At 57.7% G+C, this 17,128-nt stretch carries 16 protein-coding genes; 9 read left to right on the forward strand and 7 right to left on the reverse strand.

Translation table 11 applies throughout. From position 1 onward, the window contains the following. Positions 1-80 precede the first annotated feature (80 nt). From ACDO57_RS12630 to ybbA, 3 genes are all read right to left on the reverse strand, one after another. Positions 81-1,226 (reverse strand): porin, encoded by a 1,146-nt coding sequence (locus ACDO57_RS12630; protein ID WP_370884051.1) that lies wholly within the window; start codon positions 1,224-1,226, stop codon positions 81-83. A 183-nt stretch (positions 1,227-1,409) separates the two neighbouring features. Next, positions 1,410-3,824 carry a putative ABC transporter permease subunit YbbP gene (gene ybbP, locus ACDO57_RS12635; protein ID WP_370884052.1) on the reverse strand — a complete coding sequence of 805 codons (2,415 nt, stop codon included), beginning with the start codon at positions 3,822-3,824 and terminating at the stop codon, positions 1,410-1,412. Continuing rightward, positions 3,821-4,507 carry a putative ABC transporter ATP-binding protein YbbA gene (gene ybbA, locus ACDO57_RS12640; protein ID WP_023617272.1) on the reverse strand — a complete coding sequence of 229 codons (687 nt, stop codon included), beginning with the start codon at positions 4,505-4,507 and terminating at the stop codon, positions 3,821-3,823. The genes ybbP and ybbA overlap by 4 nt, the downstream gene beginning before the upstream one ends. On the opposite strand from ybbA, the gene tesA reads away from it, so the two are divergent. Genes tesA through ACDO57_RS12655 form a run of 3 tightly spaced genes read left to right on the forward strand, consistent with a single transcriptional unit; the run spans position 4,475 to position 6,813 of the window. Next, the gene (gene tesA / locus ACDO57_RS12645) at positions 4,475-5,101 is read left to right on the forward strand and encodes a multifunctional acyl-CoA thioesterase I/protease I/lysophospholipase L1 (protein WP_148769750.1); all 627 of its coding nucleotides are present in this window, start codon (positions 4,475-4,477) and stop codon (positions 5,099-5,101) included. The genes ybbA and tesA overlap by 33 nt on opposite strands. A 28-nt stretch (positions 5,102-5,129) precedes the next feature. Continuing rightward, positions 5,130-5,900 (forward strand): SDR family oxidoreductase, encoded by a 771-nt coding sequence (locus tag ACDO57_RS12650; RefSeq protein ID WP_014882827.1) that lies wholly within the window; start codon positions 5,130-5,132, stop codon positions 5,898-5,900. 58 nt (positions 5,901-5,958) lie between these two features. Further along, entirely contained in the window at positions 5,959-6,813 is an 855-nt protein-coding gene (locus ACDO57_RS12655; RefSeq protein ID WP_023310624.1) for a co-chaperone YbbN, read from the forward strand. A 49-nt stretch (positions 6,814-6,862) separates the two neighbouring features. On the opposite strand, the gene fetB is transcribed toward ACDO57_RS12655, so the two are convergent. Together fetB and fetA are read right to left on the reverse strand one after the other, a co-directional pair. Then, complete coding sequence (gene fetB, locus ACDO57_RS12660; protein ID WP_024906866.1) at positions 6,863-7,645, reverse strand: iron export ABC transporter permease subunit FetB; 783 nt, start codon at positions 7,643-7,645, stop codon at positions 6,863-6,865. Then, positions 7,638-8,309: an iron ABC transporter ATP-binding protein FetA gene (gene fetA, locus ACDO57_RS12665; RefSeq protein WP_370884053.1), complete on the reverse strand. Its 672-nt coding sequence runs from the start codon at positions 8,307-8,309 to the stop codon at positions 7,638-7,640. The genes fetB and fetA overlap by 8 nt, the downstream gene beginning before the upstream one ends. A 143-nt stretch (positions 8,310-8,452) precedes the next feature. Between fetA and ACDO57_RS12670 the strand changes: the two genes are divergently transcribed. The 3 genes from ACDO57_RS12670 to ACDO57_RS12680 are packed head-to-tail and all read left to right on the forward strand — an operon-like array spanning position 8,453 to position 10,700. Then, positions 8,453-9,292 (forward strand): hypothetical protein, encoded by an 840-nt coding sequence (locus tag ACDO57_RS12670; protein WP_024906864.1) that lies wholly within the window; start codon positions 8,453-8,455, stop codon positions 9,290-9,292. Positions 9,293-9,336: 44 nt separating this feature from the next. Next, the gene (locus ACDO57_RS12675; protein WP_024906863.1) at positions 9,337-10,251 is read left to right on the forward strand and encodes an SPFH domain-containing protein; all 915 of its coding nucleotides are present in this window, start codon (positions 9,337-9,339) and stop codon (positions 10,249-10,251) included. Then, positions 10,248-10,700 (forward strand): NfeD family protein, encoded by a 453-nt coding sequence (locus ACDO57_RS12680; protein WP_370884054.1) that lies wholly within the window; start codon positions 10,248-10,250, stop codon positions 10,698-10,700. The genes ACDO57_RS12675 and ACDO57_RS12680 overlap by 4 nt, the downstream gene beginning before the upstream one ends. Here the strand turns inward: ACDO57_RS12680 and cueR are convergent. Next, positions 10,697-11,107 (reverse strand): Cu(I)-responsive transcriptional regulator, encoded by a 411-nt coding sequence (gene cueR, locus ACDO57_RS12685; RefSeq protein ID WP_024906861.1) that lies wholly within the window; start codon positions 11,105-11,107, stop codon positions 10,697-10,699. The genes ACDO57_RS12680 and cueR overlap by 4 nt on opposite strands. Positions 11,108-11,215: 108 nt before the next feature. Here cueR and copA point away from each other — a divergent pair, with 108 nt between their 5' ends. From copA to ybaK, 3 genes are all read left to right on the forward strand, one after another. After that, positions 11,216-13,714 (forward strand): copper-exporting P-type ATPase CopA, encoded by a 2,499-nt coding sequence (copA, locus tag ACDO57_RS12690; RefSeq protein WP_370884055.1) that lies wholly within the window; start codon positions 11,216-11,218, stop codon positions 13,712-13,714. Between the two features lie 50 nt (positions 13,715-13,764). Then, positions 13,765-14,559 (forward strand): TraB/GumN family protein, encoded by a 795-nt coding sequence (locus ACDO57_RS12695; RefSeq protein ID WP_208763572.1) that lies wholly within the window; start codon positions 13,765-13,767, stop codon positions 14,557-14,559. Positions 14,560-14,758: 199 nt separating this feature from the next. Further along, positions 14,759-15,238 (forward strand): Cys-tRNA(Pro)/Cys-tRNA(Cys) deacylase YbaK, encoded by a 480-nt coding sequence (gene ybaK / locus ACDO57_RS12700; RefSeq protein ID WP_370884056.1) that lies wholly within the window; start codon positions 14,759-14,761, stop codon positions 15,236-15,238. Between the two features lie 119 nt (positions 15,239-15,357). On the opposite strand, the gene ushA is transcribed toward ybaK, so the two are convergent. After that, positions 15,358-17,010, reverse strand: a complete 1,653-nt coding sequence (gene ushA, locus ACDO57_RS12705) for a bifunctional UDP-sugar hydrolase/5'-nucleotidase UshA (RefSeq protein ID WP_370884057.1) — start codon at positions 17,008-17,010, stop codon at positions 15,358-15,360. Positions 17,011-17,128: the final 118 nt, after the last annotated feature.

Consider the following 17,128-nt stretch of genomic DNA (forward strand, 5'->3'; position numbering starts at 1 on the left):
TTGCCGTTTTTAATGTTTGTTCCCTCTCCCCGTGGGAGAGGGTCAGGGTGAGGGCATCAGGCCGCACCCTACAAGATCACTTAGAAGTCGTAACGCAGACGCACCAGGTTCATGTCGCCCAGGTCGTCGGTGCTGGAGGTGAACACGTGCTCGTAGTCCACGCGGAAACCGTAATCCAGCTGGAAGCTGATACCCACGCCGTTGTCGATGCGCTGGTAGTTGCGGCCATTCACGTAGTCAATACGGTCGCCCATGAAGTAAGGCTGGATAGATTTAACCGCATACTGACCAATTGGGAACTTGTAGCCCGCAAAGTATTCAATACCCCATGCATCACCGGCGAAGTAGTCGTTAACAGACACTTTTTTGGTGGTCATGAAGTTCTGATACCAGCCGCCGCCAACGGAGAATGTCCAGTTGTCCGGGGTCCAGCTCAGCGCGGTACCGAGGATGTTCTGGTCGTAGGTTTTGCTGTCGCCATTGGCCGGGTTACGCATATCCGCACGGGTGTAGTTCCACGCGGCGCCCCAGGTCAGATCGGTGGTCAGGTGGTAATCCAGACCCAGTGAACCGCCGCCTTTACGCTTGTAGCGCAGGCCGTTGCCCGGCAGGTATTCGCTGTCTTCAAACAGGTAGGATGCATAAATGTCAGCATCGCCCACAGTTTTCTTATATTTCAGCATATTACGTGAACGGTAAGAGCCATCGTAATCGCCTTTGATCCCGTTACCTGGCGCCTGACCGATCATGTCGTAGTCCCAGATATCGGTTTTCGCGCCCACCACATCATAGTAAACGCTGTTCTGTTGACCGAAGGTCAGCGTACCCCAGGTGTCGCTCTTCAGACCGGTGTAGAGCATACGACGCGTCGTGTCGTGGTCGCTTTCGCTGTAGTGGTTGTCCCAGTTGAACATTGCAGGGAAGTTCACGCCCAGCTCGTAGTAGCTTACCCAACTGATGTCATCAAACAGGTAGTAATCTGCTGCGAAACGGAAACGGGTGCCACCGTCGAAGCCGTTACGCTTGTAAGAACCTTTGTCGCCGTCACCGGTCATCATGTTGAACTGTGGACGGATACTCCCACCCACGGTGAAGTTCAGGCGGCTCAGCGGGTTACCCGCCTGAGGATCCTGCTTAAGAATGGTGATTTCCGCCTGAGAAGCGAAGGTAGTCAATGCCACTGCCGCGCCGATCGTTGCCGCCAGCGCTGATTTTTTTATAGTCATTATTTTTCCTTAATAGACACGCTGCTAAATATTTAGCGGGTGAATATTAACTGGAAATAATCGGGCTGTGTGGTCGGGTTTTTAATGATTTGTGCTACTAAATGAGTGGGCATTATCACTTTGTGCTTTTTAAACACTACGCACCGGCATTTAAAACCGGTGCGTAACTTTCACCGTGCTAAATCAACTCGCAAACTGACGGAACAGGGCTTTGCCCTTTAACAGCCGCGTGCCGAGCCAGCCTCCACAGAGTGAAAGCAGCACAGCGCCACAGAGAGGCAGGATCAACCAGAGACGCCAGTCAGGCTCCCACGGGAAGTCGAAGACTTTTGTCTGCAGCACCGCCAGCGCCGTCTCTGCGCCAATGGCTGCCACCAGACCCGCCACCAGCCCCAGCAGCGCAAACTCGCTCCAGAGCGTCATCCGCAGCAGCCGCTTTCCGGCCCCCAGCGTGCGGTAGACCACCAGCTCCTGATGGCGCTGGCGCATGCCTACCTGCACCTGGGCCAGCAGCAACAGCACGCCGCAGATTGTCACCAGCACCACCATGACCTCCAGCGCGCGGCTCACCTGCTCCAGAACTTGCCCTACCTGCTTCAGGATCGCCCCAATATCCAGCAGGCTGACCGTCGGAAACTCCCGGTTAAGCTGGGTCAGCATGCCGTTGCCGTTTTCCCAGCGGAAGCTGGTCAGCCAGCTCTGCGGCTGACCGTCCAGCGCGCCCGGCGGGAAGATAAAGAAGAAGTTTGGCCGCAGGCTTTCCCAGTCCACTTTACGCAGGCTGGTCACTTTCGCGGTAAAATCCTGGGTATCCCCTGTGAAGGTGACGCTGTCTCCCAGCTTCACGTTCAGGCGCGTCGCCAGCCCCTCCTCCATCGACACCTCTCCCGCTTTCGGCGGCCAGATGCCAGCGGTTATCGGGTTGTGGTCAGGGCGTTTCTCCTGCCAGGTCAGGTTCAGCTCGCGGTTAAGCGACTCGTCCTTGTTCCCCTCCGTTGGCTGCCCGTTGATCTGCGTCAGACGCGCGCGAACGATGGGATAGAACGACTCAGGGATAATGTGATGCTCCGACAGAAAACCCTTTAGCGGAGTGACCTGTTCTGGGGCAATGTTGATCAGGAAATAGTTCGGGCTTTCCGGGGGAAGCTGCTGCTGCCAGCGATCGAGCAGATCGCCGCGCAGCACTAAAAGCAGCGCCAGCAGCATAAACGACAGAGAAAAGGCCGACAGCTGGCTGAGCGTTGACCAGGGCTGATGCAGCAGGCGGTTGACCGCCAGGCGCACGGGCAGGGATTTTACCGTTAGCCTCTTCAGGACGTTGAGCAGTATCCAGCCCAGCACGCCGCACAGCAGCGCCAGCACAACCGCCCCGGCCAGTACCGCCCAAAGCAGCGTGCTGCCCCCCATCAGCCACGCCAGCAGCCCCACCGCCACCGCAATAATCACCGGAAGGTAGAACTTCAGCGGCCAGACGTTCGCCACCACATCGCTGCGGAGCACGCGCAGCGGCTGCGTCGCGAGCAGCAGTCGGTAAGGGCGTAGCCCTACCAGCAGCGAAATTACCGTCATCGCGCCGATTGCCCATAGCCACGGCCAGAGGCTGGCCGGCGGCAATGCGGCCGGTAGCACCGGTTTTAGCATCACCATCAGCAGTTTTTCAAACAGCAGCCCCATTATTCCGCCGGTCAGCGCGGACAGGACCAGCAGCATCAGCCACTGACCGACAATCAGCTTGCGCAGCTGCGCCCGGCCCGCCCCCAGGGTTTTGAGGATCGCCACCAGGTCGTAGCGGCTGCGGCAGTAGTGCCCCATCGCCACGGCCACCGCCGCCACCGCCAGCAGCAGGGTCAACAGGGCCGACAGCAGCAGGAACTGCTGAGAGCGCTCCAGAGATTTACCGAGCGCCCCTTCGTCCTGCTCCAGCCCGTACCAGCGGTGTTCCGGTTTGAGCTGCGGCAGAAGCCATTTTTCATATGCGTCAAGCTGGGCAGGCGTGCCGCCAAACTTATAGCGCCAGGTGACGCGGCTGCCCGGCTGTACCGCATGGGTTGCTGCTACGTCCGCGGTGTTCATCAGCAGGCGCGGCGCAAGCTGGAACGGGTTAAACCCAGAGTCAGGTTCCTGTACCACTTCCCCGGCAATTTTGAGGGTGGCGTCGCCGACGTCGATACTGTCGCCGGGTTTCAGATTCAGCAGCGCCATCAGACGCGATGCCAGCAGCACCGTACCGGGCGTGGGCTTTAATCCCGGCGGGCGGGTCTGCAAGTCACCGTACATCGGGTAGATATCATCGACGGCCTTGACGCTCGCCAGCTGCGGCGTGTCGCCCGCAAAGGTCATGGTCTGGAAGCTTACCTGCTCCCCCACCTTCAGCCCTTCTTTACGCGCTTCGTCAATCCAGCCCGGCGGCACGGGGCGGGAGCTTTGCAGCGCCCGGTCTCCCGCCATAAACTCCCGGCTCTGCTGGCTGAGCCCTTTTTCCATCCGGTCGCTGACGCTGCCGAGCGCCAGCACGCAGGCCACCGCCAGGCTTAACGCCAGCCAGACAATCAGCAGCGAGGGCGAGCGCCACTCGCGCCAGAACCAGCGGGTAATCATGCCTCCTCCTGAAGAATACCGTTAACCAGCCGCAGGCGACGGTCGCAGCGGGCGGCGAGCTGCGGATCGTGGGTCACGAGGATCAGCGTGGTGCCGTGCTCGCGGTTGAGCGAAAACAGCAGGTCGGCAATCCTGTCGCCGGTTTTACGGTCAAGGTTACCGGTAGGCTCATCGGCAAACAGCACTTCCGGGCGACCGTTAAACGCCCGCGCCAGCGCCACGCGCTGCTGCTCACCGCCAGAAAGCTGCGCGGGAAGATGGTCGAGACGTTTCCCCAGACCGAGCTGTTCCAGCAGCGCCTTCGCGTGAGCGCGGCTTTCACGGCTATTTTCCCCGCGCAGAAGCGCCGGGAGTTCGACGTTTTCCAGCGCGTTTAGGGTCGGGATCAGCATAAAAGATTGAAAAACAAAACCAACGTGACGCGCGCGCAGCGCGGCCCGCGCCTCTTCATCAAGCTGATGCAGCGGCTGCCCGACAAGGTGGACCTCGCCGCTGCTGCCGTCGTCCAGACCGGCTAAAATCGCCAGCAGCGTGGACTTACCGGAACCGGATTCGCCAATCAGCGCGATGGTTTCAGCGCGTTTGACAACGAGTTCAACTCCAGTAAGGATGGAAAGCTCGTGTTCCCCCTGACCGACGGACTTCTTAAGATGATGAACTTCAACACTGTTTTCCGCTGGCATTTGCCCTTCCTGTTTTTGATTCTGATGACCTTCCGCGCGGCGGCAGCGGACACGTTACTGGTTCTTGGCGACAGCCTGAGCGCAGGCTATCGTATGGCGGCCAGCGCGGCCTGGCCCGCCCTGCTCAATGAAAAATGGCAGAGCAAAACGTCTGTAATCAACGCCAGCATCAGCGGTGATACCTCGCAGCAGGGGCTGTCGCGCCTGCCTGCGCTGCTCAAACAGCATCAGCCACGGTGGGTGCTGGTTGAGCTTGGCGGTAATGATGGCCTGCGCGGTTTCCAGCCTCAGCAAACGGAGAATACGCTGCGCACCATTTTGCAGGACATTAAGGCGGCAAACGCCCGGCCGCTGCTGATGCAAATTCGCCTGCCCGCCAACTACGGTCGTCGGTATAATGAGGCCTTTAGCGCGATCTACCCTAAGCTTGCCAAAGAGTTTGATATTCCGCTGCTGCCATTTTTCATGGAAGAGGTCTATCTCAAACCCCAGTGGATGCAAGACGACGGGATCCACCCCAATCGCGATGCGCAGCCGTTTATTGCCGACTGGATGGCAACGCGGCTGGCTCCTTTAGTTAAACATGACTCCTGATTAAGCGGAGATCCTGACAGGTAAAGTTATGCAAAAATCGGTCTTAATTACAGGATGTTCCAGTGGAATCGGTCTGGAAAGCGCGCTCGAATTGAAGCGCCAGGGGTTTCGGGTCCTGGCGGCCTGCCGCAAACCCGACGATGTCGAACGCATGAACGGGCTGGGCTTTACCGGCGTGCTGCTGGATATGGACTCGCCGGAGAGCGTTGAGCGCGCCGCCGATGAGGTGATCGCGCTGACCGACAATCGTCTGTACGGGCTGTTTAACAATGCCGGCTACGGCGTGTATGGCCCGCTGGATACCCTCTCCCGCGAAACGCTGGAGAAGCAGTTTTCGACCAATTTCTTCGGCGTGCATCAGCTCACCATGCGTCTGCTCCCCGCGATGCTGCCGCACGGTGAAGGGCGCATCGTGATGACGTCGTCGGTGATGGGGCTGATTTCCACCCCAGGCCGCGGCGCCTACGCCGCCAGCAAATATGCGCTGGAGGCCTGGTCCGACGCCCTGCGCATGGAGCTACGCCACAGCGGCATTAAGGTCAGCCTGATTGAACCCGGCCCAATTCGCACCCGCTTTACCGAAAACGTGAACCAGACGCAGGCGGATAAACCGGTCGAGAACCCCGGCATCGCCGCACGTTTTACCCTCGGGCCAGAGGCGGTGGTGGCCAAAGTGCGCCATGCTTTTGAGAGCGAACATCCCAAAATGCGCTATCCGGTGACGCTGGTCACCCATGCCGTAGGCTGGTTAAAACGCCTGCTGCCGGGCCGGATGATGGACAAAATTTTACACGGCTGAGTTGAAGCGACGACGCGCATCCCCATGTAAAGAACAAACCGACAAAAGAGAAAGCCGCATGTCCGTACAGAATATCGTCAATATTACAGAAGCTAACCTGCAACAGACCCTTGAACAGTCGATGACCAAACCGGTCCTGTTCTACTTCTGGTCTGAACGCAGCCAACACTGCCTGCAGCTGACGCCGGTACTGGAGAGCCTTGCCGCCCAGTACAACGGTCAGTTCATTCTCGCGAAGCTGGACTGCGACGCCGAGCCGATGGTGGCGTCCCAGTTCGGCCTGCGCGCCATTCCCACCGTCTATCTGTTCCAGAACGGTCAGCCTGTTGACGGCTTCCAGGGGCCGCAGCCGGAAGAGGCTATCCGCGCCCTGCTGGATAAAGTGCTGCCGCGCGAAGAAGAGCTGAAGGCGCAGGAAGGCATGGCGCTGATGCAGGAAGGCAAATACGACGAGGCGCTGCCGCTGCTCAAAGAGGCGTGGCAGCTGTCGAATCAGAACAGCCAGATTGGCCTGCTGCTGGCGGAAACGCAGATCGCCCTGCACCGTTCAGAGGACGCGGAAGCCGTACTCAAGACCGTTCCGCTGCAGGATCAGGACACCCGCTACCAGGGTCTGGTCGCACAAATTGAGCTGCTGAAACAGGCGGCGGACACCCCGGAAATTCAGCAGCTGCAGCAGCAGGTTGCCGACAACCCGGCGGACGCCGCGCTGGCAAGCCAGCTGGCGCTGCAGCTGCACCAGGTAGGGCGTAACGAAGAGGCGCTGGAGCTGCTGTTCAGCCATCTGCAAAAAGACCTCGCTGCCGCAGACGGTCAGGCGCGCAAGATGTTCCAGGAGATCCTGGCCGCGCTGGGCACCGGAGACGCGCTGGCGTCGAAGTATCGTCGTCAGCTGTACGCGTTGCTCTACTAACAAAAAAATGCCCGGTGGCGCTAACGCTTACCGGGCCTACAAAACAGGCTTAACCCGTTTTCTTTAATTGCGTCACCACCAGCTGGTGACGCGCGTTGTAAAACTTCCGATAGGTCAGGTAGCAGGCAATGATGGTCGACAGGCTTGCCGTGGAAAGCAGCATAAACGTCACCATGATCTGATACTTAATCGCTTTTACCGGATCGATACCGGCAAAAATCAGCCCCGACATCATGCCCGGCAGGCTCACCAGCCCCACCGTTTTGGCGGAATCTACCGTTGGGATCAGCGATGAACGAATGCTCTCGCGAATCAGCCGCGCCGAGGCCACTTTTGGCGTTGCCCCCAGGCTTAGTTTCTCCTGTAGCTGCTGCTGTTCACTGCTGAATCGCTGGCCAAGGTTGTTGTAACAGAGCCCAACGGCCACCATCGCGTTCCCGGCAATCATCCCCGAGATAGGGATAACCTGCATCGGCGTAAACTCAATCGAGCCGGAGAGCACCAGCACCGCCAGCGTGAGCGCCGTACCGGTGGTAATGGCGATAAACGACGAGATAAATGCTTTATCAATGTATTTACTGCGTTTTTTCGCATTCCACGCCGCGTTAAAGCAGATAAAGAGCACCATCAGCAGCGTCAGCACCGCGTGGTTAACGTTGAAGATATACTTCAGCACATAGCCGACGATGATGAGCTGAATCACCGCGCGGCAGATGCTCCACACAATATCTTTTTCCAGCCCCAGCTTTTCGCGGTAGCTGACCACAATCGCAATCAATACCAGCACCATCGAAAAGGCCAGCGATTCGTTGGTAATGTTATGTTCACCCACGGTTTGCCTCCTCCATTTTTCCGCCGTGCGGCTGAAGCGTAATCACGTCATCCGCATGGGTTATTTCGTTAGCATCGTGCGTCACCCACAGCACGGCAATATTTTGCTCCCGGGCGTAGCGATGAATAATCTCGTTGACGTTGCGCTTGTTGACGTCATCAAGTGCGCTGGTGATTTCGTCAAGCAACAACACCTTCGGTAAAAACTGCAGGTTGCGGATCAGCGAGACGCGCTGCTTTTCTCCGCCCGACAGCGCGTTGATGGATTTGGTCAGCGTCTCCTGCGCCAGGCCAAAGCGGGCCAGATCGTTGATAAACTGTTCCGGCTCCGGCGTTTTATTGCGGATTTGCCACGGGAAAATCAGGTTGTCATAAACCGTATCGCCAAAAAGCACGGGCGTTTGCACGCAATAGGAGACCTGCTGACGATAGCTTTCCGGAGAGAGCGACGCAATATCCTGTCCTTCAAACAGAATGGTTCCCTCCGTCGGGCTGAGGAGTGAGGCCACGATTTTCAACAGCGTGCTTTTGCCGCAGCCTGAGGGGCCCGTGATTAATTTAAACTCGCCCGGCGACAGGCTAAACCCGACGTGCTGCAGGATCGTGTTTTCCCCGACCCGAAATCCGACATCCCTGAGAAGTAATACGTTTTTTTTATCGTTCATTGCGCTTCCGTTAACCGCTTTTTGTCATAACCGTCTGTAGCATAATCCTTTCGCCCGCACAGAGCGAATAGCCTCACGCTAAAGCAAGTGTTAAACTTTTTGTTTGTTATTTGTCACCACCATCACTACAGGAAGTATGCGACATGGCACATATCTTTTATGAGTTTCCTTCCCTGAAGCCTGGTGTTCCTGATGTCGAAACATTAATGGAAGTCATCAAATCGTCGGAACTCACGCGTTTTGTCATTGGTGCAGAGGTGGTGGATTTTGTTAAGAAGGCGCTCATCGTGAACACCACGATCGGCAGCTTCAAAAATTGCTATTTCGCCTTCGACAACGGGACACACTTCCTTGAATTTGACGGTAAGGGAAAATCAAAACGTTTCAATGACGTACCCGACTGGTTCGTCTCTCCGGCGGAATTTTCACGCACCCAGTGGCTTATCAACCACAATCTTGCGGATGTAAAAGCCACTCAGTTCATTGACGTGCTGATGTCCTACCCGCTGAAAGAACGCCGCGCGCACTGTAATTTGTTATTTGGGCTGGAGCTGGAAAAGGTGAATGCGGTTCCGGCCGCAGGTAAAATCGGCAATAAGAACGGTAAAACCACCAAACCACGCGTGACCGATCTGGGATCGTTTGAATTGTTCCGTCAGTTCTTTGCACGAATGAAAACCGCCGTGCTGGCCGATGAGTTCCCTACCCTTCAGGTCCTGACGGGCATGGATAATCTGACAAAAGCGCCGCATAATTTAAAGCAGGGTATCAGAACCTGGTTTAAGGCCATCGCGGGCGACCTTCCACCGAATAACAAGCGCGTTGAAGCGGGGAATGCCGTACTGTTCTGCGCCCCCATTCGCGAACAGATCCAGCGTATCGAAGCGCTGGGGCTGGAGAATTACTACGAGGGATTATCGAAAGCCATTGCCGAAGCGGGTGATGGATTCATCTCTGACTTTACCTATACTTACGAGCAATAAACACACACTTTCACTCGTCACAGCATGCAAAACAGGAGGTTTTTATGCTTATCGTTGTTCCTGTCCTTATTTTCGTTGCGCTGGTTATCGTGGGCGCCGGCGTCAAAATTGTCCCTCAGGGTTATCAGTGGACCGTCGAGCGTTTCGGCCGATACACCAACACACTCCAGCCTGGCTTAAGCCTGATTGTTCCGTTCATGGACAGAATTGGTCGCAAGATCAACATGATGGAGCAGGTTCTGGACATTCCGTCCCAGGAAGTGATCTCCAAGGATAACGCCAACGTCACCATCGACGCCGTCTGCTTTATTCAGGTGATTGATGCGCCAAAAGCGGCCTATGAGGTCAGCAACCTGGAGCTGGCGATCGTCAACCTGACGATGACCAACATCCGTACCGTGCTCGGCTCGATGGAGCTGGACGAGATGCTTTCCCAGCGCGACAGCATCAACACCCGCCTGCTGCACATTGTCGACGAGGCAACGAACCCGTGGGGGATCAAGGTCACCCGCATCGAGATCCGCGACGTGCGCCCACCGGCGGAGCTGATCGCCTCCATGAACGCCCAGATGAAGGCCGAGCGTACCAAGCGCGCCTATATTCTGGAAGCCGAAGGGGTGCGTCAGGCGGAGATCCTCAAAGCGGAAGGTGAAAAACAGTCGCAGATCCTGAAAGCGGAAGGCGATCGTCAGTCCGCATTCTTACAGGCTGAAGCGCGTGAACGTTCGGCCGAAGCGGAAGCCCGCGCCACCCAAATGGTGTCTGAGGCGATTGCCGCCGGTGATATCCAGGCCGTGAACTACTTTGTCGCGCAAAAATATACCGACGCCCTGAAACAGATTGGCTCGGCGAACAACAGCAAAGTGGTGATGATGCCGCTGGATGCCAGCAGCCTGATGGGCTCTATCGCCGGTATTGCCGAACTGATCAAGGACAGCGGAAACGAGCGTAAAAAATGATTGAGCTGATCGTTGCACATCCTCATGCCTTCTGGCTAAGCCTCGGTGGCTTATTGCTGGCGGCGGAGATGCTGGGCGGCAACGGCTACCTGCTCTGGAGCGGTGTTGCCGCCGTCATTACGGGCCTTCTGGTCTGGATCCTTCCCCTGGAGTGGGCGTGGCAGGGCGCACTGTTTGCCGTGCTCACGCTGGTGGCCGCGTGGCTGTGGTGGCGCTGGCTCAACCGGCGGGTTAACGAGCGGAAACCGCTGGACGCGCACCTTAACCAGCGCGGACAGCAAATAGTCGGCAAACGTTTTACGCTCGACACCGCCCTGGTAAACGGGCGGGGGCATATGCGGGTGGGCGACAGCTCGTGGCCGGTGGTCGCCGACGACGACCTCAGCGCCGGCACGCGGGTTGAGGTCATTGCGGTGGAAGGCATTACCCTGCGGGTGAAAGCCTGTTAGGCAGAGGCCTTACGATGGCAGCAGCCGGCAAGATTGTCGATTATCGGGCAGTCGGCGCTGTCATCCCCCGGACAGGACTCCGCGAGCTGCAGCAGCTGTTCGCGCATCGCCTGCAGCTCGGTGATATGACGTTCAATCTCGGCCACCTTTTCCAGCGTGCGTTTTTTCACGTCGGCGCTGTGACGCTTCGGATCGTTGAACAGGTTAACCAGCTCGCCGCACTCTTCCAGATTAAACCCGACCTGTCTTGCCTGGCGCAGCAGCGTCAGCTCATCAATATGCAGTTTCGTATAGCTGCGGTAGCCGTTTTCGCTGCGCAGCGGCGGCGTTACCAGTCCCTTTTCTTCATAAAAACGGATTGCCTTGCTGGTTAAGCCGGTTTTTTTTGCCACATCACTGATATTCACATTTCCCCCTTGACCTTCCCCTTGATGGAAGGTTTAACCTTCATAACAGTTAGTAAAAAGCGTTACTCCGGTCAACAACTGACCAAAATATTATACGGGAGTTTTGTTATGTCTCACACTATTGACCTGACGCTGGACGGCCTCTCATGCGGCCACTGCGTCAAACGCGTTAAAGAAAGCCTGGAACAGCGCCCTGACGTTGAAAGCGCTGAGGTGACTATCGATCATGCCGCCGTGACCGGCAGCGCCAGCGCGGATGCGTTGATCGATACCATCAAGCAGGCCGGTTACGGGGCGGAGTTAAGCCACCCAAAGGCTAAACCGCTGGCAGAGTCATCATCCCCGTCGGAAGCACTGACAGCGGCCACTCCTGAGCTTCCGGTAGCTGATGATATTGATGACAGCCAACAGCTGCTGATCAACGGCATGAGCTGCGCCAGCTGCGTCTCCCGGGTACAAAACGCCTTGCAGGCCGTACCGGGCGTCGCGCAGGCACGGGTCAATCTTGCGGAGCGTACTGCGCTGGTGATGGGCAGCGCCTCCGCCGCAGATTTAGTGCAGGCCGTTGAGAAAGCGGGCTACGGGGCGGAGGCCATCGAAGATGATGCCGAGCGCCGCGAGCGCCAGCAGGAAACGGCTATCGCCACCATGAAGCGCTTCCGCTGGCAGGCCATCGTTGCCCTGCTGGTCGGTATTCCGGTGATGGTCTGGGGAATGATCGGAGACAACATGATGGTCACCGACGACAACCGCACCCTGTGGCTGGTGATTGGGCTGATTACCCTTGCGGTGATGGTGTTTGCAGGCGGACATTTCTATACCAGCGCCTGGAAAAGCCTGAAAAACCGCACCGCGACGATGGATACGCTGGTGGCGCTCGGTACCGGCGCAGCATGGCTCTATTCGATGAGCGTGAACGTCTGGCCCCAGTGGTTCCCGATGGAAGCGCGGCATCTCTATTATGAAGCCAGCGCGATGATTATCGGCCTGATTAACTTAGGTCATATGCTGGAAGCCCGCGCCCGTCAGCGCTCCTCGAAAGCGCTGGAAAGATTGCTCGATTTAACCCCACCGACGGCCCGCGTGGTCACGGACGAAGGGGAAAAGAGTGTTCCGCTGGCCGAGGTTCAGCCGGGCATGACGCTGCGTCTGACCACCGGCGACCGGGTTCCCGTTGACGGTAAGATAACCCAGGGCGAAGCCTGGCTGGATGAAGCGATGCTGACCGGGGAGCCTATCCCTCAGCAGAAATCAGACGGCGACGCCGTGCATGCCGGTACGGTCGTGCAGGACGGCAGCGTGCTGTTCACCGCCAGCGCCGTCGGCAGCCACACCACGCTGTCGCGTATTATCCGCATGGTGCGCCAGGCGCAGAGCAGCAAGCCGGAAATTGGCCAGCTTGCTGACAGAATCTCGGCCATTTTTGTGCCGGTGGTGGTTGGTATTGCCCTGCTGAGTGCGGCGATCTGGTATGTCTTCGGCCCCGCGCCGCAGATTGTTTATACCCTGGTGATCGCCACCACGGTACTGATCATCGCCTGTCCTTGCGCCCTTGGTCTGGCGACGCCGATGTCGATCATCTCCGGCGTAGGCCGCGCGGCCGAATTTGGCGTACTGGTGCGGGATGCGGACGCGCTGCAGCGGGCCAGCACCCTCGATACGCTGGTGTTTGATAAAACCGGCACGCTGACGGAAGGTAAACCGCAGGTGGTGGCCGTCCACACGGTCGGCATTACGGAAGAGAACGCGCTGCGCCTCGCCGCCGCGCTGGAGCAAGGGTCCAGCCATCCGCTGGCGCGCGCCATTCTCGATAAAGCAGGTGAGTCTGCCCTGCCGCAGGTCAGCAATTTCCGCACCCTGCGCGGGCTCGGCGTCAGCGGCGAAGCAGAAGGCCACGTGCTGCTGCTGGGCAACCAGGCCTTGCTCAATGAAAACGGTATTGATACCACCGCGCTGGAAAGCGAGCTGAAAGCGCAGGCGTCTCAGGGCGCCACGCCGGTTCTGCTGGCGGTGGATGGCAAAGCCGCCGCGCTGCTGGCCGTGCGCGATCCGCTTCGCCAGGACAGCGTGGACGCCCTGCAGCGCCTGCACCGTGCCGGCTACCGTCTGGTAATGCTGACCGGGGATAACCCGACCACCGCCAACGCCATCGCGAAAGAAGCGGGAATTGATGAGGTGATTGCGGGCGTACTGCCGGACGGTAAAGCGGACGCCATCAAGAAACTGCAAAGTCAGGGCCGTCAGGTGGCGATGGTCGGCGACGGCATCAACGATGCCCCGGCGCTGGCCCAGGCTGACGTGGGGATTGCGATGGGTGGCGGGAGCGATGTCGCCATTGAAACCGCTGCCATCACGCTGATGCGCCATAGCCTGATGGGCGTTGCCGACGCGCTGGCCATTTCAAAAGCCACGCTGCGCAACATGAAGCAGAACCTGCTGGGGGCGTTTATCTATAACTCACTCGGCATCCCGATTGCTGCCGGTATTTTGTGGCCGCTGACCGGCACGCTGCTTAACCCGGTGGTCGCGGGTGCGGCGATGGCGCTCTCCTCCATCACCGTGGTGAGCAACGCCAACCGCCTGCTGCGCTTTAAACCGAAGGATTGAACCTTGTACCCGTACGCGCTAGCATGAACCTTTCCGTTCATGGAGCGCGTATGGGTCTGTTTAATCGTATAAAAACATCGTTTCGCGCCCTCTTTCCCCGCCGTTACGCCTGGCCCGGTCTGGATATCTCGCTTCCCGGCGGGCAACACCTGCACCTGGTCGGCAGCATCCATATGGGAACGCAGGATATGTCTCCCCTGCCACCCGGCCTGATCAAACTGCTGAAACACGCCGACGCGCTGGTCGTTGAGGCGGACATTTCGGGTCAGGAGTCACCGTTTGCCGGGCTCGAGAGCGATCTCCCCCTGGCGGAGCGCCTGGATGAAACCCAGCTTGCGGAACTGACGCGCGTGGCCGATGAGACGGGCGTCTCGCTCTCTATGATTGACACCCTGCCGCTCTGGCAAATCGCGATGGTATTACAGGCTACGCAGGCGCAGCGCCTGGGCCTGCGCGGTGATTACGGCATCGATTACCAGCTGCTGAACGCGGCAAGGGCGCGCAGTTTGCCCATCATCGAGCTGGAGGGGACGGACAGCCAGATTGCGCTTCTGCGGCAGCTTCCCGACGACGGTCTGATGCTGCTGGATGATACGCTGACCCACTGGCACACCAACGCGCGCCTGCTGCAGACCATGATTGGCTGGTGGCTGGATGCACCGCCAGAGGACGGTAAGCTGGCATTACCGTCGACGTTCAGCGAATCGCTGTATGATGTGCTGATGAATGCGCGCAACAAAGCCTGGAGGCAGACGCTGCATGCTTTACCTGCCGGGCATTACGTGGTGGCGGTTGGGGCGTTACATTTGTACGGAGAAGGGAATTTGCCGTCACTGTTAAAATAAAAAAATGGCCAATATTTCTATTGGCCCGTCAAAGAGGAATTTCATCGTTTTTATTATGCCGAAGGAGACCTTCGGTTGAGCCGATTGTCGCTCAAAGTGACCATCACTGCCAATACTATTGCGCAAGATGGTGCTATTTTTTAGACAAACGTCAGGCGTATGCTGTTGGCATGATTTGTCTGTCGTAAGAAGGATAGCTATGACTCCCGCCGTTAAATTACTCGAAAAAAACAACATTTCTTTCCGGATCCACACTTACGATCACGATCCGAACGAGACCAACTTTGGTGATGAAGTGGTGCGCAAGCTGGGGCTGAACGCTGACCAGGTTTATAAAACGCTGCTGGTGGCGGTGAACGGCGATATGAAGCACCTCGCCGTCGCGGTGACTCCCGTGGCAGGACAGCTGGATCTGAAGAAGGTCGCCAAAGCGCTGGGGGCAAAGAAGGTGGATATGGCCGATCCGATGGTGGCGCAACGCACCACGGGCTACCTGGTGGGCGGCATCAGCCCGCTCGGACAGAAAAAACGCCTGCCGACACTGATCGATGCACCCTCACAGGAATTTGAGACCATTTTTATATCCGGCGGCAAACGCGGGCTGGATATCGAGCTGGCGGCGGACGATCTGGCGAAAATGCTGGACGCTAAATTTGCGGATATTGCCCGCCGGGAGTAAAAAAAGCCGGGTGGCGGCTACGAGGTAAAAGCAAAACGGTAACAGGCGTTACCGTTTTTTGTGTTCGCGCCCTCTCCCGGTGGGAGAGGGTTAGGGTGAGGGCATCAGGCCGCACAGCACTACTGCCAGCTCACCTCGCCTTTCGGCTCATACGCATTCACGTCAATCGGTGAATTCTGCTCGATATACTGCTTCAGCACTTCCGCGTCGATAAAGCCGGTATTCACATAGCCCGGTTTGTTATCAATATGCGGATAGCCGTCGCCGCCCGTGGCGTTGAAACTTAGCGTCGCCAGACGGTACGTTTTAGCCGGGTCAACCGGTTCGCCTTTGATCTTCAGGTCGTTAAGCTTGCCGTCTTTCGCGACGAAGCTGACGTTGGCAAACTGCGGATAGGCCCCGGAATCTGGCTTCATCTGCGCCACGGCGGTCAGGTACTCAATCACCTCTTTCCCGCTCATATCCGCATAGACCACCACGTTGCCGAACGGCTGTACCTTCAGCACGTCTTTATAGGTGATGTTTCCGCCTTCGATGGAATCACGAATGCCGCCGCCGCTCATTACGCCAAAGTCAGCGCCGGTGCGCGCTATTTGCGCCGCCAGCACCAGGTGGCCCATGTTGGTCTGCACGAAGCGGACTTTGCTGCGGTCCCCTTCCAGGCGGCCGTTGAGCGTGCCAATCTTCACGTCCAGCTGCGCCTTGCCTTTGTTCTGGAACGGCGTCAGCAGGGAGAGCATCTGCTGGTTCTCTGCAATTTCAGGCGTGTAAAGTACGCGCTCACTTTTCCCGTCCGGGTAGGTGACCTTCTTCTTCAGGTTGACCGGAATGAGCTGATAATGAACCAGCTTCATCTCGCCGTTACGGAACTCGAAATCTGCACGACCCACGTATTTGCCCCACTCGTGCGCCTGTACGATCCAGATACCGTTCTGACGGTCCGGCGCGCACGGCGTGCCCGGCACGTAGTCCACCTGCTTTTTGTTCTCCGAGGCCATACACACCGGATCCTGTGAGTGACCGCCCACAATCATTGCCAGCGAGCCTGCCGGCAGGCTGCGCGCCATCTCGACGTCGCCGGGAGCATTGGAGCCGTGCTCACCGTTGTCGTAGTGCCCCATGTGCGTGGTGGCGATAATCACGTCCGGCTTTTCATTTTGCTGCAGTTCCTGAATCACCAGCTTCGCTTCGTCTGCCGGTTTGCGGAATTCGATATCGGTGAAGAACTCAGGGTTGCCAATTTTCGCCGTATCGTCGGTGGTTAAGCCGATGACCGCGATCTTCAGATCCTGACGCTTAAACAGCGCCCACGGCTTAAACAGGCGCTCGCCAGTACTTTTTTGGTAAATATTGGCGGAGAGGAACGGGAATTTGGCCCATTTTTCTTGCTGACGGAGTACGGTCAGCGGATTATCAAATTCATGGTTACCGACGGCCATCGCGTCGTAGCCAATCAGATTCATGCCGCGAAAGTCGGGTTCGGCGTCCTGCAAATCGGATTCCGGCACGCCGGTGTTGATATCGCCGCCTGAAAGCAGCAGCACGCTGCCGCCCTGGGCTGCGACCTCTTTACGAATGCCGTCCACCAGCGTTTTTTGTGCCGAGAGGCCATATTCGCCGTATTCACTGCGCCAGAAATGACCGTGGTGGTCGTTGGTATGCAGAATGGTAATTTTATAGGTTTTGTCTTTTTCATACGCCTGCGCGGGCAGGCTTACCAGCCCCCACGCCGCGATGAGCGCCAGCGCGACGCCCCGCTTCATTAACTTCATCTTCTCTCTCCCTGACCAATAGACAAAGGCAGAAATTACAGTGACTAATAAGAATAGACAAATAAGTTTTCATAATTGCGACTTTCTTCAAATGTCGCAGGCGGGTATGTTAGTCGGA

The organism is Enterobacter cloacae complex sp. 2015409, from assembly GCF_041365315.1.
Classification (GTDB): domain Bacteria; phylum Pseudomonadota; class Gammaproteobacteria; order Enterobacterales; family Enterobacteriaceae; genus Enterobacter; species Enterobacter pseudoroggenkampii.